The following is an 18,020-nucleotide window of genomic DNA, read 5'->3' as shown; positions in this document are numbered from 1 at the left end:
GAGAGACTTTCGGTCATGGCTTCGGATACTTCGGCGACGCTGATCCTGCTCCGGCACGGCGAAAGCGAATGGAATGCGCTGAACCTGTTCACCGGCTGGGTCGATGTCGACCTGACCGACAAGGGCCGCGCGGAGGCGGTACGCGGCGGCAAGCTGATGGCCGAGCAGGGCTTGCTGCCCGACGTGCTGTACACCTCGCTGCTGCGGCGTGCTATCACTACCGCACACCTGGCGCTGGATGCCGCCGATCGGCTGTGGATTCCGGTCCTGCGCAACTGGCGCCTCAACGAGCGCCACTACGGCGCACTGCAGGGCCTAGACAAGGCCGAGACCAAGGCCAAATACGGCGAAGAGCAGTTCATGAAGTGGCGGCGAAGCTATGATACCCCGCCGCCGCCCATCGAGAGGGGAAGCAAGTACAGCCAGGACGCTGACCCGCGTTACGCCGACATCGGCGGGGGCCCGCTCACCGAGTGCCTGGCCGACGTGGTCGCGCGGTTCGTGCCGTACTTCGAGCAGACGATCGTTCCCGACCTGCGGGCCGGCAAGACGGTGCTCATCGCCGCGCACGGCAACTCGCTTCGCGCGCTGGTCAAGTACCTCGACAGAATGTCTGACGAGGACATCGTCGGCCTGAACATCCCGACCGGCATCCCGCTGCGGTACGACCTGGACGCCGAACTCAAGCCCCTCATCGCAGGCGGCACCTACCTGGATCCGGAGGCGGCCGCCGCCGGGGCGGCGGCGGTGGCCAGCCAGGGCGCAAAGTAGCCCTGCATCAGGTCCCGGGGAGCAAACGCCGGGTGAACAGCGGCGGAATACCTGCGCCCGCGGGTGTGACTTATCCCGAATTGGCCGCACGCTGCTGGGATGGCGTTCACCCGGTGCGTACGATTTTCGCGTGAGTGTTGTTTCGGTGGCACTACTGGTCACCGTCGCGGCGCTGGTGGCGCTCGCCCTCGGCCTCGGTATCGGGGTCGCACTCAGCCCACGCCGTCGCGAGCACCAGCAGCGACGCGCGGTCAGCGACGCGGGCATCACGGTGTCGCAGATGCTGCAGTACGTCGTCTCGCTGGCGCCGATCGGCATGGTGGTGGTCGACGGCCTGCGCGACGTGGTGCTCATCAATGACCGAGCCGTGGAGCTCGGTCTGGTGCGTGACCGGCTACTCGACGAACGGGCGTGGAAAGCGGCCCAGCGCACCCTGGCCACCGGCGAGGACGTCGAAGTCGACCTGTCCCCACCGCGGCGGGCGGCTGCGGGACGTTCCGGGCTGTCGGTGCGCGGCCACGTCCGGCTGCTCAGCGACCAGGCCCCGCGGTTCGCCGTGGTGTACCTCGACGACCAATCCGAGCAGGCTCGCATGGAGGCCAGCCGCCGCGACTTCGTGGCCAACGTCAGCCACGAACTGAAGACCCCGGTGGCCGCGATGGGTGTGCTGGCCGAGGCGCTGCTGGAGTCCGCCGACGACCCCGAGACTGCGCAACGCTTCGGCGAGAAGATTCTCACCGAATCCCAGCGGCTGGCCAGCATGGTTGGAGAGCTGATCGAGCTGTCCCGCCTCCAAGGCGCCGAGCCGCTACCGGATCTCGAATCGGTTGACGTGGATACCGTTGTCAGCGAAGCGATTTCGCGTCACAAGGTGGCGGCTGACAGCGCTGACATCACGGTCACCACCGACGCCCCGAGCGGTTTCCGGGTGCTCGGCGACGAGGCGCTGCTCGTGATGGCGCTGGCCAACCTGATCTCCAACGCCATCGCCTACTCGCCCGACGGTTCCAATGTCTCGATCAGCAGGCGCCGCCGCGGTGACAACATCGAGATCGCGGTCACCGACCGCGGCATCGGCATCGCCCGCGCCGATCAGGAGCGGGTCTTCGAGCGCTTCTTCCGGGTCGACAAGGCGCGCTCGCGCGCGACCGGCGGCACCGGCCTCGGGCTGGCCATCGTCAAACACGTGGCGGCCAACCACAACGGCAGTATCCGGCTGTGGAGCCAGCCGGGCACCGGCTCGACGTTCACCCTGTCCATACCCGCCTATCCAGATACCGACGACGAGGCCAACCGAGAGGCCCGTGACGAGGAGGCAGTAGCCAGATGACCAATGTGCTGATCGTGGAGGACGAGGAATCGCTGGCCGACCCGCTGGCCTTCCTGCTCCGCAAGGAGGGTTTCGAGGCCACGGTAGTGGGCGACGGACCCTCCGCCCTGGCCGAATTCGACCGGGCGGGTGCCGACATCGTCCTGCTCGACCTGATGCTGCCCGGCATGACGGGGACCGACGTCTGCAAGCAGTTGCGGGCCCGCTCCAGCGTGCCGGTGATCATGGTGACTGCACGTGACAGCGAAATCGACAAGGTCGTCGGCCTCGAACTCGGCGCCGACGACTACGTCACCAAGCCGTACTCGGCGCGGGAGCTGATCGCCCGTATCCGGGCGGTGTTGCGCCGCGGCAGTGAGGCCGACGACTCCGGAGTCGGTGATGCCGTCCTGGAGGCAGGCCCGGTCCGCATGGACGTCGAACGCCACGTGGTCACCGTCAACGGCGAGCCGATCACGTTGCCGCTCAAGGAATTTGATCTGTTGGAGTATCTGATGCGCAACAGCGGCCGGGTACTCACCCGCGGTCAGCTGATCGACCGGGTCTGGGGCGCGGACTACGTCGGCGATACCAAGACCCTCGACGTGCACGTCAAGCGGCTGCGTTCGAAGATCGAGGCCGATCCGGCCAACCCGGTGCACCTGGTGACGGTGCGCGGGCTGGGCTACAAGCTCGAGGGCTGACCGCCCTCGCAGCTGCCCGTCAGCGGGCGGCGCGAGTGGCCGGATGTACGGCGATCAGCGGGATGCCGCTGCGCCGTTTGCACATCGCGGCCAGTTCGGCGTACGTCTTTTCGCCGAGCAGCTCGGTGAGTTCGGGCGCATAGGACTGCCAGACCTGCTTCTTGCCGACGTGTGCGGCGGGGTCGCCGGTGCAGTACCAGCGCAGGTCCGCACCGCCCTCGCCCCAGCCCCTGCGGTCGTACTCGGTGATGGTGGTCTTGAGGATCTCGGTGCCGTCGGGCCGGGTGACCCACTCCTGGACGCGGCGGATCGGCAGCTGCCAGCACACCTCGGGCTTCATGGTCAGCGGCTCCTCACCGAGCTTGAGCGCCTTGGTGTGCAGCGCACACCCGATGCCGGCGGGGAAGCCGGGGCGGTTGAGAAAGATGCACGCGCCCTTGTACTTGCGGGTGCGCAGGTTGGGCTTGTCGTCGTACTCGTCCATCTCCAGATAGCCCTTGCGGCCCAACCCTTTGTCGCGGAACTGCCAATCGGCGTCGGTGAGCTGCTTGACGGCGTCGTCGAGCTTGGCGCGGTCGTCGTCGTCGGAAAGGAACGCCCCGTGCGAACAACAGCCGTCGTCCGGGCGGCCTTCGACGGTGCCCTGGCAGGCCGGAGTACCGAAGACGCACGTCCAGTTCGACAGCAGCCAGGTCAGATCCGCTGCGATCAGGTGCTCGGGATTGTCCGGGTCGTAGAACTCCAACCACTCACGGGGGAAGTCCAGTTCGACCTCGCCGGGGTGCTCATGCGTCACAGCGCCAACGCTAGTCGAAGCGGCCCGCAGTCGAATCTTGGTGCGGCTCCTCCTCGGTCCGTACCGGACCGCATCGTCGCCACGCGGCGCCCGATTGCGCGGCTCCTCCTCGGTCCGTACCGGACCGCATCGTCGCCACGCGGCGCCCGATTGCGCGGCTCCTCCTCGGTCCGTACCGGACCGCATCGTCGCCACGCGGCGCCCGATTGCGCGGCTCCTCCTCGGTCCGTACCGGACCGCATCGTCGCCACGCTAGGTTTATCCGGTGCGATTAGGCGTGCTCGACGTGGGCAGCAATACGGTTCATCTGCTCGTGGTGGATGCGCATCGCGGCGGTCACCCCACCCCGATGAGTTCCACCAAGGCCAGCCTGCGTCTCGCTGAGGCGATCGACGACTCCGGCAGGCTCACCCGCCGAGGCGCCCACAAGCTGATCGACACCGTCGCCGAATTCGCCAAGATCGCCGCCAGCTCCGGCTGCGCAGACCTGATGGCGTTCGCCACCTCGGCGGTCCGCGACGCCAAGAATTCTGAAGAGGTACTCGCCCGGGTACAGGCCGAGACCGGGGTGAACCTGCAGGTGCTCTCCGGTGCCAACGAGTCGCGGCTGACGTTCCTGGCGGTGCGCCGCTGGTACGGCTGGAGTGCCGGGCGCATCATCAACGTCGATATCGGTGGCGGCTCCCTGGAGCTGTCCAACGGCGTCGACGAGGCCCCCGAGGTCGCCCTCTCGCTGCCGCTGGGCGCGGGCCGGCTGACCCGCGAGTGGCTGCCCGACGATCCGCCGGGCCGGCGCCGGGTGGCCATGCTGCGCGACTGGCTGGACAACGAGGTCGCCGAGGCCAGCGCCGCCGTGCTCGCTGCCGGTGCGCCCGATCTGGCCGTGGCGACCTCCAAGACGTTCCGATCGCTGGCCAGGCTCACCGGAGCGGCCCCGTCGGGTGCCGGGCCACGGGTCAAGCGGACGCTGACGGCCAACGGTTTGAGGCAACTCATATCTTTCATCTCTAGGATGACCACGGCAGATCGTGCCGAGTTGGAAGGAGTCAGCGCCGAGCGGGCGCCACAGATCGTGGCGGGTGCTCTGGTGGCGGAGGCGAGTATGCGAGCACTGTCGTTGGAATACGTCGACATCTGCCCGTGGGCGCTGCGGGAGGGCATCATCCTGCGCCGACTCGACAGTGAAGCCGATGGAACCGCCTTGGTGGAAACGTCCGTGGGGGATGCTGGAAGCCACGATTCTGATCGGTCGACTGCCGCCCGATCGAGAGGCACACGATGACTGCAGACGAAACTCCCAGCCGGCCGATCTCGGTCGCCGAGCTGCTGGCGAAGAACGGTACGATCGGCTCGCCGCCGGTCGGTGGCCGCCGGCGCCGCCGCCGCAGCAACAGCGATGCCGTGACCGTCGCCGAGCTCACCGGCGAGATTCCGATCATCCGCACCGGCGAACTCCCCGTCGTGCGCACCGAGGCCACCGAGGACCAGCAGAGCGAGCAGGAGGCCGCCGAGGAGACCACGGCGGCCCGGCCCACCATCGAATCCCGCGCCACCAACGGGTCGGCGACCGCGGCCCCCGAAACGCCCGCCGAACCGGCACCTGCACCACAGCCCTTCGATGTTCCGCCCCAGCGCTCGGAGGCCCCCACTCCGCGTCGTGAACGCGGGCCCGAGCGCAGCCACGACCCCCGCCCGCTTCGCCGCCCGGCCTCCGCGCCCGCCGTGGCCTCGGACAGCTCCGATGCCGAGCAGATGACCTTCGACCCGGTCGACGAGTCCGCCCCGGAACTCGACCTGACCTCCGATGAGCACGTCGAGGAGGCCACCGAGCTGCAGTCGTATCTGCGGTCCTCGGGCGGCACGCTGTTCGGCGGCGAGACGGTGGCCGACGATAGGGCACGCCGTGGCCTGGCTCAGGAGAACGACGACGAGACGGGTTCGGTGGCAGCGGCCACCGCGGTGGACACCGAGCAGGAGCAACGCCCCCGCGAGAGCAAACTCACCGTCCTGCGGCGCGGCACCCTGGTGGTCCTCCAGTCGATCCTCGCGGTCGCTTTCGGGGCCGGGCTCTTCATTGCGTTCGATCAGCTGTGGCAGTGGAACAACATCGTGGCCCTGGTGCTCTCGGTGCTGGTCATCCTCGGCCTCGTCGTTGCCGTTCGTGTCGTCCGCAAGACCGAAGATATCGCCAGCACGCTGATCGCCGTCGCGGTCGGTGCGCTGGTGACTCTTGGGCCCCTGGCGTTGTTACAGTCGACCTGATTCGTTCGTGCGCCCAGCTATCAAGGTCGGCCTCTCGACGGCCTCGGTCTATCCGCTGAGGACCGAGGCCGCTTTCGAGTACGCCGCCGAACTCGGTTACGACGGCGTCGAGCTGATGGTGTGGGCCGAAGCGGTCAGCCAGGACATCGGCGCGATCGCCAAGCTCTCCCGGCGCTACAACATGCCGGTTCTGTCGGTGCACGCGCCGTGTCTGCTGATCTCGCAGCGAGTGTGGGGCGCCAACCCGATCTCGAAGCTGACCCGCAGCGTGCAGGCCGCCGAGCGGCTCGGCGCGCTGACCGTCGTGGTGCATCCGCCGTTCCGCTGGCAGCGCCGCTACGCGGAGGGATTCAGCGAGCAGGTCGCCGAACTCGAGACGCGCAGCGAGGTGATGGTCGCGGTGGAGAACATGTTCCCGTTCCGCGCCGACCGCTTCTTCGGCTCGGGTCAGCCCTCGATCGAGCGGATGCGCAAACGCGGCGGCCACCCCGGTGTGGGGGTCTCGGCCTTCGCGCCGTCCTACGACCCCCTGGACGGCAACCACGCGCACTACACGCTGGACCTCTCCCACACCGCTACGGCGGGCACCGACGCGCTCGAGATGGCCGACAGGATGGGCGCAGGGCTGGTGCACCTGCATCTGTGCGACGGCAGCGGCGCGTCCACCGACGAGCACCTGGTGCCCGGCCGCGGCAACCAGCCCACCGTCGGGGTGTGCCAGATGCTGGCCGGCAGCGACTTCGCCGGCCACGTGATCCTCGAGGTGACAACCTCCGGGGCGCGCACCAAAGCCGAACGTGAGGCGCTGCTGACGGAGTCGTTGCAGTTCGCGCGCACCCACCTGTTGCGCTGATTTGCGGCCTCCTCCTCGTGCGGTAAACGGCACGCATCGGTCGGCCGCTAGGGTTTCCCACCATGGCCAGAATCGCGATCATCGGTGGCGGCAGTATGGGCGAGGCGCTCCTTGCGGGGTTGCTCCGGGCGGGTCGTCAGGTCAAGGACCTCGTTGTCGTCGAGCGGTCGCCCGAGCGCGCCCGCTACTTGGCTGACATGTACTCGGTGCGGGTGGCCAGCGTGGCCGAGGCGGTCGAGACCGCTGGCTTCGTGATCGTCGCCGTCAAACCGGCCGACGCGGAGGCCGTCGTCGGCAAGATCGCCGATGTGGTCGCCCAGGCCGAGAGCAACAGCGTCGAGCAGGTCTTCGTCTCGGTGGTGGCCGGGGTGACGATCGGCTTCTACGAGTCGCGCCTGCCCGCGGGCTCCCCGGTGGTCCGGGTGATGCCCAATGCCCCGGCACTGGTCGGTGCCGGCGTCAGCGCGCTGACCGCGGGCCGCTTCGCCACCCCCGAGCACCTTGCCGACGTCTCGGCGTTGCTCGAGTGCGTGGGCGAGGTCCTGACGGTCCCGGAAAGTCAGCTCGACGCGGTCACGGCGGTGTCCGGATCGGGGCCGGCGTACTTCTTCCTTTTCGTCGAGGCACTGGTCGACGCCGCGGTCGCCAACGGGCTCAACAGGGCGGCTGCGACGGACCTGGCGGTGCAGACGATGGCAGGTTCGGCGGCGATGCTGCTCGACCGCATCGACAGCGAGCGAACTGCGGGGGCCGACGCCGGACTGGACACCACCCCGGCCCGGCTGCGGGCCGTCGTGACCTCGCCGGGTGGCACCACCGCCGCTGGCCTGCGCGAATTGGAGCGGGGAGGGTTGCGTGCCGCTGTCACCGCGGCCATCGACGCCGCAAAAACCCGCTCTGAGCAGCTAGGAATTACATCAGAGTAGTTCAAGAATATTCTGATGGATTGACCCACACCCGTCGCAGTAACCTCACTGGCCACGCTATTCTCCTCGTGTATGCACGTGTGGGTGCCAGCGGTGGGGAAGCCGCTGGAACTGCCCGTGCCTGACGGATTGGGTTGCGATGACGTCTACCAACGGGCCATCGGCGCGGGACGCGGCTGGCGGAAAATCGGCGCGTGATGCCGGTGGCGCTGACGGTCAGCCGGTCGCCGCAGCTCAATTTCTCACCGTCGCCGAAGTGGCCGCGCTGATGCGCGTCAGCAAGATGACGGTCTACCGGCTCGTGCACAACGGGGAGCTGCCCGCCGTCCGGGTCGGCCGTTCGTTCCGGGTGCACGCCAAGGCTGTCCACGACCTGCTGGAGACGTCGTACTTCGACGCGGGATGAGTCCGCACTCCCCGGCCGTTTTCCGTTCTCCCTGCTGGTTTGGGTAAGGTGTCCGGGACACAAGGACACCCGCCGCAGTGCGGGCACTGCGAGGAATTAGGAATTAGGTAGCGGAATTCATGGGTTCAGTCATCAAGAAGCGGCGTAAGCGCATGTCGAAGAAGAAGCACCGCAAGCTGCTGCGTCGTACCCGGGTCCAGCGCAGAAAACTGGGCAAGTAGCCGTCCGCTGCCGCCCGGCGTCGCCGAGTCCTGCCGGGCCACGCGCGGCCCGATAGGCTGTCCAGATGGACTCCGGCGGCACCGACACCGATGCGCCGCACTACCCCAAGGTCGTGCTGGTCACCGGTGCCGGCCGGTTTCTCGGGGGCTACCTGACCGCGCGCCTGGCGCAGAACCCGATGATCAACAAGGTCATCGCCATCGACGCCATCGCGCCCAGCAAGGATCTGCTGCGCCGGATGGGTCGGGCCGAGTTCGTCCGAGCCGACGTCCGGAACCCATTCATCTCCAAGGTGATTCGTAATGGGGACGTCGATACCGTGGTGCACGCCGCCGCGGCGTCCTACGCCCCGCGCTCCGGCGGTCGCGCCACGTTGAAAGAGATCAACGTGATGGGCGCCATGCAGCTGTTCGCGGCCTGCCAGAAGGCGCCCTCGGTGCGCCGGGTGATCCTGAAGTCCACCTCTGAGGTCTACGGGTCACACCCACACGACCCGGTGGTCTACACCGAGGACAGCAGCAGCCGTCGCCCGCTGGCCGAGGGCTTCGCGCGCGACAGCATCGACATCGAGGGCTACGCCCGCGGCCTGGGCCGGCGCCGGCCCGATATCACGGTGACCATCCTGCGGCTGGCCAACATGATCGGCCCGGCGATGGACACCGCGCTCTCGCGCTACCTGGCCGGCCCACTGGTGCCCACCGTGCTCGGCCACGACGCCCGCCTGCAACTGCTGCACGAACAGGACGCACTCGGGGCGCTCGAGCGCGCGACGATGGCCGGCAGGTCCGGCACGTTCAACATCGGCGCAGACGGAATCATCATGATGTCGCAGGCGATCCGCCGTTCCGGGCGCATTTCGCTTCCCGTGCCGAGTTTGGCCGTCGGGGTACTGGATTCGTTGCGGAAGGCGACCGGGAACTCCGAACTCAACCGCGACGCGATGCAATGGCTGAGTTATGGCCGGGTGATGGATACGACACGGATGCGAACCGAGTTGGCCTTCGCTCCGAAATGGACCACCGTGGAGGCATTCGACGACTATGTGCGCGGCCGGGGTTTGACCCCGATCATCGACCCGAAATGGGTACGCTCGGTGGAACGTCGCGCGGTAGCCGTCGCGCAGCGCTGGGGCGGCTGAAAGTTCGTGCTGGGGAGAAGGTACTGAAGTGGCGGGTGAATCAAAGGCGAAAGTGATTCCGCTGCATTCGAATTCGAGTCGAGCGGCGGCGGCTCGGCGCGCCGAGGCTGCGCGCCGACATCCCTCGTTGGCCTCCGAGTCCGGTTCCCGCGCCTCGGCCGACGACATCGCAGCCGTAGTCCGCGAAATCGACGGGCGCCGCGGCGCCGCCGGTGTGGGCCGCGACGACGACGAGCCGAATGAACTCGCGCAACGAATTTCGGCGGTCGCCGATTTCTTCCGGAAGCGCCTCACCGGTGATTACACCGTTGACGAATTCGGCTTCGACCCGCAGTTCAACAACGCAATCGTGCTGCCTTTGCTGCGTTTCTTTTTCGACAATTGGTTCCGCGCCGAGGTCAGCGGCATCGAGAATTTGCCGGCGAACGGCGCCGGCCTCTTGGTCGCCAACCACGCCGGGACGCTGCCGTTCGACGGCCTGATGCTCTCGGTCGCGGTACACGACCACCACCCCCAGCGTCGCGACCTGCGCCTGCTGGCCGCGGACGTGGTCTTCGACATGCCGATGCTCGGCCCGATCGCGCGCAAGGCCGGGCACACTATGGCGTGCACCATTGACGCGCACCGGTTGCTGGCCGGCGGCGAGCTCACCGCGGTGTTCCCGGAGGGCTACAAGGGGCTGGGCAAGCACTTCCGGGACCGCTACAAGCTGCAGCGGTTCGGCCGCGGCGGGTTCGTCTCGGCGGCCCTGCACACCGGGGCGCCGATCATCCCGTGCTCGATCGTCGGCTCGGAGGAGATCTACCCGATGCTGGCCGACGTGAAGCTGCTGGCGCGTGTGCTGGGGCTGCCGTACTTTCCGATCACGCCGTTGTTCCCGCTGGCCGGTCCGGCCGGGCTGGTGCCGCTTCCGTCCAAGTGGCACATCGCATTCGGCACACCGATCGAGACTGCCGATTACGACGAGTCGGCGGCCGACGATCCGATGGTCACCTTCGAACTCACCGACCAGGTGCGCGAGACCATTCAGCAGACGCTGTATCAGCTGTTGGCTCAGCGTCGCAACATGTTCTTCGGCTGAGCGTCGATCAGCGACGCATCGCCGCCGCGGCGATCGCGGCGACCTGAGCGTTGGTCTCCTCGTCGCTGTTGGCCTCGCCGATCATGGTCACCACTGTCGTCATCACCGGTTTGCCCTCGGCGTCGGTGACTTCGCTGCGCAATTCACTGATGACGGTGCCATGCGATTCGATCACCGAATCCAGCCAGGAGTCGAAGAACAATTTGTCGCCGGCGATGATCGGCCGGTGGAATTGGATCTTCTGGTCGCGGTGAATGACACGGGCCAAATTGATGCCGACGTCGAAATTGCGGAAGATCTCCAGCTGCACCTGACGGCCCGCGATCGCGATGAACGTCAGCGGAGCCACCAGGTCGGGGTAGCCGGCGGCTGCGGCCGCCTCCTCGCTGAAGTGCAGCGGGTCTTCGCTCTGGATCACCTTGGCGAATTCGCGAATCTTCTCGCGTCCGACCAGATAGTAGTCCGGGTAGCGGAAGTGAGTTCCGATGATCTCGCTGGCGATGGACATGACGTCTGAGCCTATCAGCGTCGTTCGCGGCCACTGTGCGGCTGATGCACGCGAAATCGCGCTCTGGCCTGCACGGGGCCCACACTCGACCTCGGAAGAAAGTCAGCGGTGCTCGTGCCGACGGGACACCGCCGCGGCCAGCGCACCGCCGACCGCGCCGAGCGCCAGCGCCGAGGGCACCCCGATGCGGGCCGCCTTGCGCGCGGTCCGGAAATCGCGGATCTCCCAGCCGCGTTCGCGGGCCAGCTCACGCAGGTCGGCGTCGGGGTTGATGGCGACCGCGGTGCCGACCAGCGACAGCATCGGCACGTCGTTGTAGCTGTCGGAGTAGGCCGTACAGCGCTTGAGGTTGAGTCCCTCGCGGATGGCCAGCTGCCGCACCGCGTGCGCCTTGCCGACACCGTGCAGGATATCGCCCACCAGCCGTCCGGTGAACACCCCGTTCTGCGACTCCGCGACGGTGCCCAGCGCGCCGGTGAAGCCCAGCCGCTTGGCGATGGTCTCCGCCAGCTCGTAGGGCGTCGCGGTGACCAGCCACACCTGCTGGCCGGCTTCGAGATGCATCTGCGCCAGCGCCCTGGTGCCAGGCCAGATCTTATCGGCGATGATGTCGTCATAGATCTCCTCGCCGAGGGCCACCAGCTCCGCGGTCGAGCGACCCTCGATGAAGGCCAGTGCTTTGCGCCGGCCTTCGGCCACGTCGTCGCTGTTCTCCCGGCCGGTCAGCTGGAACTTGGCCTGTGCGTAGAGGAACTTCCACATGTCGGAGTAGGTGAAGTACTTCCGCGCGGCCAGGCCGCGGCCGAAGTGCACCAGCGACGAGCCGTGGACCAGGGTGTTGTCGACGTCGAAGAACGCTGCCGCGGTCAGGTCGGTGGGCGGCGGAGTGGGCTGGTGGATCGCTTCGGGGCCCGGTTCACGGTTGGCCGCGATGCTGGCCTCGCGCGCGACCGCGCTGGCCTGCTCGCTGATCAGGTCATCGACGGCACGCTGCGCGCTGGCCCGTCCGGCTTCGGAGTCCGCGAGCTCCTCGTCATGGTCCCCGGAACCCATGGCTCTCACCCTAACTGGGATACTGGCTCGGGTGAGCCGCCGACATGTCGAACTGCTGACCCGCGCCGGGTGCACCCTTTGCCACCGGGTATACGACCGGCTGACCGAGCTGTCCGCCGAGCTGGATTTCGACCTGTCCAGCACCGATGTCGACGCCGCTGCGGCCGCTGGGAACTCGGCACTGCGGGCCGAATTCGGCGACCGGTTGCCCGTCGTTCTGCTCGACGGCCGTGAGCACAGCTACTGGGATATCGACGAGGCGCGGCTGCGGGCCGATTTAGCGCTCGGGTGAACACCACGAGAATTTGGTGAGCCGGCTGCGCCGGGATTACCGTGGAAGTAAGTTTCACTAACGGACAACTGCGCGACAGCGAGGGAGCAGGCCAGGTGATCGTGCCGTGAGCGTCCTGCTGTTTGGGGTGTCGCATCGCAGCGCTCCGGTCTCCGTCCTCGAGCAGCTGTCTACCGACGAGTCTGACCAGGTCAAGATCATCGACCAGGTGCTCCAATCTCCGTTGGTGACCGAAGCCATGGTGCTGTCGACCTGCAACCGGGTCGAGGTCTACGCCGTGGTCGACGCCTTCCACGGCGGTCTGTCGGCGATCGGCCAAGTGCTCGCCGAGCACTCCGGCATGTCGATGAGCGATCTGACCAAGTACGCCTACGTTCGCTACAGCGAGGCCGCTGTCGAGCACCTCTTCGCGGTGGCCAGCGGTCTGGACAGTGCGGTCATCGGCGAACAGCAGGTGCTGGGCCAGGTTCGCCGCGCCTACGCCACCGCCGAGGCCAATCGCACCGTCGGCAAGATCCTGCACGACCTGGCCCAGCGTGCCCTGTCGGTCGGCAAGCGGGTGCATTCCGAGACCGCCATCGACGCCGCAGGCGCCAGCGTGGTGTCGGTTGCCCTGGACATCGCCGGCTCCCGTCTTGACGGGCTCACGGGTCGCACGGCCGCGGTGGTCGGCGCCGGTTCGATGGGCGGACTGTCGGTTGCGCACCTGGTACGCGCCGGCGTCACCCACATCCACGTCGTCAACCGTTCGCTGCCGCGCGCCCAGCGGTTGGTCGAGAACATCCGGGAGCAGGGCATCGGCGCCGAGGCCCTCTCGCTCGAGCACCTGTCCACCGCGCTGGCCGCCGCCGACGTGGTGGTCAGCTGCACCGGCGCGGTCCGGCCGGTGGTGTCGCTGGCCGATGTGTACCACGCGCTGGCCGCTAGCCGGCGCGACGAGGCCACCCAGCCGCTGGTGTTGTGCGACCTGGGTATGCCCCGCGACGTCGACCCCGCCGTTGCCGGTCTGCCCGGCGTCTCGGTCGTCGACATGGACCGGGTGCAGCGCGAACCGTCGGCCCGTGCCGCCGCCACCGACGCCGAGGCCGCCCGCCGGATCGTTGCAGTAGAGGTTGCTGCCTACCTGGCCGGGCAGCGGATGGCCGAGGTCACCCCGACCGTCACCGCCCTTCGGCAACGCGCCGCCGACGTCGTCGAGGGCGAGCTGCTGCGGCTGGAGAACCGGTTGCCGGGGCTGGACGACACCCAGCGCGACGAGGTGGCACGCACCGTGCGCCGGGTGGTCGACAAGCTGCTGCATGCCCCCACGGTGCGGGTCAAGCAGCTGGCCAGCGCACCTGGCGGCAACAGCTACGCCGAAGCGTTGCGTGAACTCTTCGAACTCGATCCGCAGGCCGTCGACGCCGTGGCGGCAGGCGAACTACCGCTCGTGGCACCGGAATTCGACGCCAGCCTGCCCGACCACACCGAGTAGGACGATTGACCGACAGCGACAACGCGGTCATCAGGATCGGCACCCGGGGCAGCCTGCTGGCGACGACCCAGGCCGGGACCATCAGGGACGAACTCATTGGGCGCGGGCATCGCGCCGAACTGGTCGTCATCAGCACCGAGGGTGACCGCTCGCAGCTGCCGGTTGCCGAGATCGGGGTGGGTGTGTTCACCGCGGCGCTGCGCGAGGCCATCGCCGACGGCCGGGTCGACATGGCCGTGCACTCGTACAAGGATTTGCCGACCGCCGCCGACGACCGGTTCGTCATCGCCGCGATACCGCGCCGTGAGGACCCGCGCGACGCCCTGGTGGCCCGCGACGGGCTCGTCCTGGGAGAGTTGCCGGCGGGCTCGGTGATCGGCACGTCGTCCGTGCGCAGGGCCGCGCAGCTTAAAGCACTGGGTCTCGGTTTGGAAATCCGCCCCCTAAGAGGCAACCTAGACACCAGGTTGAACAGGGTAAGCAGTGGTGATCTCGACGCCATCGTGGTGGCCCGGGCGGGGTTGGCCCGTCTTGGACGACTCGGCGATGTCACCGAGACGCTGGAGCCGGTGCAGATGTTGCCGGCGCCGGCTCAAGGTGCGCTCGCGGTGGAGTGCCGCGCAGGCGACGCCGAGCTCGCGGCGCTGTTGGCGGAGTTGGACGACCCCGACACCCGCGCCGCGGTCACTGCGGAGCGAGTCCTGCTGGCCGAACTGGAGGCCGGTTGTTCGGCACCGGTGGGAGCGATCGCCGAGGTGGTCGAGTCCATCGATGACGACGGCCGCGTCTTCGAGGAGCTGTCACTGCGCGCCTGCGTGGCGGCGGCAGACGGATCCGACGTGATCCGCGCGTCCGGTGTCGGCACGCCCGGCCGGTCCGCAGAGCTGGGGCTCTCGGTGGCCGGGGAGTTGTTCGAACTCGGTGCACGCGAGGTCATGTCGACACGAGCTCCGTGACGAACGAGATGGCGGAGTAGAGCGGGAGTGAAGCGATGACTGGCCACGGTAGCGGGCGGCGCAAGGCGAAGCCGGGACACATCACGTTCGTCGGCTCGGGTCCCGGTGACCCAAATCTGCTGACGACGCGTGCCCGCGCGGTTCTCGCCAATGCCGCCCTGGTCCTCACCGACCCCGACGTGCCCCAGGCCGTCCTCAACGTCGTCGGCACCGATCTGCCGCCCGCGGTCGGCCCCGCCCCCGCGCCGGAGAAGGGCGCGCCGCGCGAGCAGACCCTCGGCCAGGACTCCGACGGGCCGATCGCCGACGAGATCGCCCCGCCGGTGGTGTCGGTGGGCCCGGACATCCGGCCCGCGCTCGGCGACCCAGCCGAAGTGGCCGAGATCCTGGTGGCCGAGTCCAAGGCAGGCTTCGACGTCGTGCGCTTGGTCGCCGGTGACCCGCTGTCGGTGGACTCGGTGATCGCCGAGGTCAACGCCGTGGCCAAGACGCACATGGAGTTCGAGATCGTTCCCGGACTGCCCGCCACCAGCGCGGTGCCGACCTACGCGGGCCTGCCGCTGGGCTCGGCGCACACCGTGGCCGACGTCCGCGGTGAGGTGGACTGGGCGGCCCTGGCCGCCGCGCCCGGCCCGCTGATCCTGACCGCGGCGGCCTCGCATCTACCGGACGCCGCGCGCACTTTGATCGAGTACGGCCTGGCCGCGAGCACCCCGAGCGTGGTGACCTGCAACGGCACCACCTGCGGTCAGCGCTCGGTGGAGACGACACTGGCGGGTCTGACCGACCGTGCCACCCTGGCCGGCGGCAACGACCCGGCGGGCTCGCTGACCGGCACGCTGGTGGTCACCATCGGCAAGACCGTGGCGCACCGCGCGAAGCTGAACTGGTGGGAGAGCCGCGCCCTGTACGGCTGGACCGTGCTGGTGCCGCGCACCAAGGACCAGGCCGGCGAGATGAGCGATCGGCTGGTCGCCCACGGCGCACTGCCCATCGAGGTGCCGACCATCGCCGTCGAGCCGCCGCGCAGCCCGGCCCAGATGGAAAGGGCCGTCAAGGGTTTGGTCGACGGCCGCTACCAGTGGGTGGTGTTCACCTCCACCAACGCGGTGCGCGCAGTCTGGGAGAAGTTCGGCGAGTTCGGTCTGGACGCCCGGGCGTTCTCCGGTGTGAAGATCGCCTGTGTCGGTGAGTCCACCGCCGATCGTGTGCGCGCCTTCGGTGTCAGCCCCGAGCTGGTGCCCTCCGGTGAGCAGTCCTCGCTGGGCCTGCTCGACGAATTCCCGGAGTACGACGGCATTTTCGACCCGGTCAACCGGGTGTTGCTGCCGCGCGCCGACATCGCCACCGAGACGCTGGCCGAGGGTCTGCGCGAACGGGGCTGGGAGATCGAGGACGTCACCGCCTACCGCACCGTGCGTGCGGCCCCGCCGCCGGCCGAGACCCGCGAGATGATCAAGACCGGTGGGTTTGACGCGGTGTGCTTCACGTCGAGTTCGACGGTGCGCAACCTGGTCGGCATCGCCGGCAAGCCGCACGCCCGGACCATCGTGGCCTGCATCGGGCCGAAGACGGCCGAGACGGCGGCCGAGTTCGGGTTGCGGGTCGATGTGCAGCCGGAGACCGCCGCGGTGGGCCCGCTGGTCGACGCGCTGGCCGAGCATGCGGCCCGGCTGCGTGCCGAGGGCGCGCTGCCCCCGCCCCGCAAGAAGAGCCGCCGCCGCTAAGAGAGGGGCCGCATGTCCTTCCCGAGGCACCGCCCACGCCGGTTGCGCTCGACGCCGGCGCTGCGCCGGCTGGTCGCCCAGACCTCGCTGGAGCCACGGCATCTGGTGCTGCCGATGTTCGTCGCCGACGGCATCGACGAGCCCCGGCCGATCGCGTCGATGCCCGGGGTTGTGCAGCACACCCGCGACTCGCTGCGCCGCGCGGCCGCCGAGGCGGTCGAGGCCGGCGTCGGCGGGCTGATGCTGTTCGGGGTGCCGCGCGACGAGGACAAGGACGCCGTCGGGTCGTGCGGTGTCGACCCCGACGGGATCCTCAACGTCGCTCTGCGCGATCTTGCCAAGGACTTCGGCGATCACACCGTCCTGATGGCCGACACCTGCCTTGATGAGTTCACCGACCACGGCCACTGCGGGGTGCTCGACGCTCGCGGTCGGGTGGACAACGACGCCACCAACGCGCAGTACACGAAACTGGCTGTGGCACAAGCGGAATCCGGCGCCCACGTGGTGGGCCCCAGCGGCATGATGGACGGTCAGGTGGCCGCCATCCGGGACGGCCTGGATGCGGCGGGTTTCACCGACGTGATCATCCTGGCCTACGCCGCGAAGTTCGCCTCGGCGTTCTATGGTCCGTTCCGCGAGGCGGTGGCCTCCAGCCTGCAGGGTGATCGCCGCACCTATCAGCAGGACAGCGGCAATGCGCGGGAGGCGTTGCGCGAGATCGAGCTCGACCTCGACGAGGGCGCCGACATCGTGATGGTCAAGCCCGCGATGGCCTACCTCGACATCGTGCGCGCGGCGGCCGAGGTGTCACCGGTGCCGGTGGCCGCCTACCAGGTCTCCGGTGAGTACGCGATGATCAGCGCCGCCGCGGCCAACGGCTGGGTCGACGGCCGCGCCGCCGCGGTGGAGTCGCTGACCAGCATCCGCCGCGCGGGTGCCGACATCGTGCTCACCTACTGGGCGGCCGACGTCGCGGGCTGGCTGGCGTGACACCACCCCAACCGACGGGCGCACCGGCCCGCCCGGACGACGTCGACACCGGCTTCTGGCTGTGGCTCGTCGCGCTGCCGCTGCTGCTGACCGGCTACCTGGTCGACGCGTTCACGGTCAAGCACGCCTCCTCCCTCGCCGTCGCGATCACCACGCTCTTCGCGCTGACGCTGGGGGCGGTGGTGCTGACCTTCCTGCTGCTGATGCGCTCGGGCTACCGCTGGACCCGTACCCTGCTGACCGGTGGCGGGGTGGCCACCGTCATCTACACCGCGGCCAGCTTGTTCTCCGTACCCCGCGAGCCGGTGGCTGCGGTGACGTTCGCGGTCACCGGAATCATCGGGTCGGTGCTGATCGTGGGCGGCACCTATCTGCTGCACCGCCAGGACGCGCACGGGTTCTTCACCAAGTGACCACTCAGGCCCAACGGCCGCCTCCTCCTCGGGCCGCGGACCGGCCCGCATCGTCGGCGACTCAGGCCCAACGGCCGCCTCCTCCTCGGGCCGCGGACCGGCCCGCATCGTCGGCGACTCAGGCCCAACGGCCGCC

Annotated in this window: 20 protein-coding genes; 17 read left to right on the top strand and 3 right to left on the bottom strand. The window is 68.7% G+C overall.

Annotation, left to right across the window (positions count from 1 at the left end; all coding sequences use genetic code 11):
• The first annotated feature begins 15 nt into the window (after positions 1–15).
• The 3 genes from K9U37_RS00915 to regX all read left to right on the top strand — a co-directional run bounded on the left by K9U37_RS00915 (position 16) and on the right by regX (position 2,784).
• Complete coding sequence (locus K9U37_RS00915) at positions 16–771, top strand: phosphoglyceromutase (RefSeq protein WP_243070115.1); 756 nt, start codon at positions 16–18, stop codon at positions 769–771.
• A gap of 130 nt (positions 772–901) precedes the next feature.
• Entirely contained in the window at positions 902–2,101 is a 1,200-nt protein-coding gene (locus K9U37_RS00910; protein WP_243070114.1) for a sensor histidine kinase, read from the top strand.
• Positions 2,098–2,784 (top strand): two-component sensory transduction protein RegX, encoded by a 687-nt coding sequence (gene regX / locus K9U37_RS00905; protein ID WP_243070113.1) that lies wholly within the window; start codon positions 2,098–2,100, stop codon positions 2,782–2,784. The genes K9U37_RS00910 and regX overlap by 4 nt, the downstream gene beginning before the upstream one ends.
• 19 nt (positions 2,785–2,803) lie before the next feature.
• Here regX and K9U37_RS00900 read toward each other — a convergent pair whose 3' ends face one another.
• On the bottom strand, positions 2,804–3,580 hold the full coding sequence (locus tag K9U37_RS00900; protein ID WP_243070112.1) for a DUF3109 family protein: 777 nt from the start codon (positions 3,578–3,580) through the stop codon (positions 2,804–2,806).
• Between the two features lie 265 nt (positions 3,581–3,845).
• On the opposite strand from K9U37_RS00900, the gene K9U37_RS00895 reads away from it, so the two are divergent.
• The 8 genes from K9U37_RS00895 (at position 3,846) to K9U37_RS00860 (ending at position 10,468) form a co-directional block, all read left to right on the top strand.
• Positions 3,846–4,862, top strand: a complete 1,017-nt coding sequence (locus tag K9U37_RS00895) for a Ppx/GppA family phosphatase (RefSeq protein ID WP_243070111.1) — start codon at positions 3,846–3,848, stop codon at positions 4,860–4,862.
• Complete coding sequence (locus tag K9U37_RS00890; RefSeq protein WP_243070110.1) at positions 4,859–5,842, top strand: Rv0497 family membrane protein; 984 nt, start codon at positions 4,859–4,861, stop codon at positions 5,840–5,842. Before K9U37_RS00895 ends, K9U37_RS00890 begins: the two co-directional genes overlap by 4 nt.
• Before the next feature lie 7 nt (positions 5,843–5,849).
• A complete protein-coding gene (locus tag K9U37_RS00885) occupies positions 5,850–6,695 on the top strand; it encodes a sugar phosphate isomerase/epimerase family protein (RefSeq protein WP_243070109.1) in 846 nt (281 codons plus the stop codon).
• 62 nt (positions 6,696–6,757) lie between these two features.
• Positions 6,758–7,621 (top strand): pyrroline-5-carboxylate reductase, encoded by an 864-nt coding sequence (gene proC / locus K9U37_RS00880; RefSeq protein WP_243070108.1) that lies wholly within the window; start codon positions 6,758–6,760, stop codon positions 7,619–7,621.
• Between the two features lie 139 nt (positions 7,622–7,760).
• Entirely contained in the window at positions 7,761–8,027 is a 267-nt protein-coding gene (locus K9U37_RS00875; RefSeq protein ID WP_243070107.1) for a helix-turn-helix domain-containing protein, read from the top strand.
• A 119-nt stretch (positions 8,028–8,146) separates the two neighbouring features.
• Positions 8,147–8,248 (top strand): 30S ribosomal protein bS22, encoded by a 102-nt coding sequence (locus tag K9U37_RS00870; RefSeq protein WP_003402602.1) that lies wholly within the window; start codon positions 8,147–8,149, stop codon positions 8,246–8,248.
• Between the two features lie 65 nt (positions 8,249–8,313).
• The gene (locus K9U37_RS00865) at positions 8,314–9,387 is read left to right on the top strand and encodes an SDR family oxidoreductase (RefSeq protein WP_243070106.1); all 1,074 of its coding nucleotides are present in this window, start codon (positions 8,314–8,316) and stop codon (positions 9,385–9,387) included.
• 28 nt (positions 9,388–9,415) lie between these two features.
• Positions 9,416–10,468: a lysophospholipid acyltransferase family protein gene (locus tag K9U37_RS00860; RefSeq protein WP_243070105.1), complete on the top strand. Its 1,053-nt coding sequence runs from the start codon at positions 9,416–9,418 to the stop codon at positions 10,466–10,468.
• A 7-nt stretch (positions 10,469–10,475) separates the two neighbouring features.
• On the opposite strand, the gene K9U37_RS00855 is transcribed toward K9U37_RS00860, so the two are convergent.
• Both K9U37_RS00855 and K9U37_RS00850 read right to left on the bottom strand, forming a co-directional pair.
• A complete protein-coding gene (locus K9U37_RS00855; protein ID WP_243070104.1) occupies positions 10,476–10,976 on the bottom strand; it encodes an FAS1-like dehydratase domain-containing protein in 501 nt (166 codons plus the stop codon).
• 102 nt (positions 10,977–11,078) lie between these two features.
• Positions 11,079–12,029 carry an HAD family hydrolase gene (locus tag K9U37_RS00850; RefSeq protein ID WP_243070103.1) on the bottom strand — a complete coding sequence of 317 codons (951 nt, stop codon included), beginning with the start codon at positions 12,027–12,029 and terminating at the stop codon, positions 11,079–11,081.
• Positions 12,030–12,060: 31 nt separating this feature from the next.
• Between K9U37_RS00850 and K9U37_RS00845 the strand changes: the two genes are divergently transcribed.
• The 6 genes from K9U37_RS00845 to K9U37_RS00820 all read left to right on the top strand — a co-directional run bounded on the left by K9U37_RS00845 (position 12,061) and on the right by K9U37_RS00820 (position 17,884).
• The gene (locus tag K9U37_RS00845) at positions 12,061–12,321 is read left to right on the top strand and encodes a glutaredoxin family protein (protein WP_243070102.1); all 261 of its coding nucleotides are present in this window, start codon (positions 12,061–12,063) and stop codon (positions 12,319–12,321) included.
• A 106-nt stretch (positions 12,322–12,427) separates the two neighbouring features.
• Positions 12,428–13,795, top strand: a complete 1,368-nt coding sequence (locus K9U37_RS00840) for a glutamyl-tRNA reductase (RefSeq protein WP_243070101.1) — start codon at positions 12,428–12,430, stop codon at positions 13,793–13,795.
• Between the two features lie 5 nt (positions 13,796–13,800).
• The gene (hemC, locus tag K9U37_RS00835; RefSeq protein ID WP_243070100.1) at positions 13,801–14,751 is read left to right on the top strand and encodes a hydroxymethylbilane synthase; all 951 of its coding nucleotides are present in this window, start codon (positions 13,801–13,803) and stop codon (positions 14,749–14,751) included.
• Between the two features lie 35 nt (positions 14,752–14,786).
• Positions 14,787–16,478: a bifunctional uroporphyrinogen-III C-methyltransferase/uroporphyrinogen-III synthase gene (locus K9U37_RS00830; RefSeq protein ID WP_243070099.1), complete on the top strand. Its 1,692-nt coding sequence runs from the start codon at positions 14,787–14,789 to the stop codon at positions 16,476–16,478.
• Positions 16,479–16,490: 12 nt separating this feature from the next.
• Positions 16,491–17,471, top strand: a complete 981-nt coding sequence (gene hemB, locus K9U37_RS00825) for a porphobilinogen synthase (RefSeq protein WP_243070098.1) — start codon at positions 16,491–16,493, stop codon at positions 17,469–17,471.
• Positions 17,468–17,884, top strand: coding sequence for a hypothetical protein (locus K9U37_RS00820; protein ID WP_243070097.1), 417 nt, complete (start codon positions 17,468–17,470; stop codon positions 17,882–17,884). The genes hemB and K9U37_RS00820 overlap by 4 nt, the downstream gene beginning before the upstream one ends.
• Positions 17,885–18,020 lie beyond the last annotated feature (136 nt).

The organism is Candidatus Mycolicibacterium alkanivorans, from assembly GCF_022760805.1.
GTDB classification, from domain to species: Bacteria; Actinomycetota; Actinomycetes; order Mycobacteriales; family Mycobacteriaceae; genus Mycobacterium; species Mycobacterium alkanivorans.
Note: the sequence above shows the minus strand (reverse complement) of the source record. Positions and strands in the feature narration are given on the sequence as shown.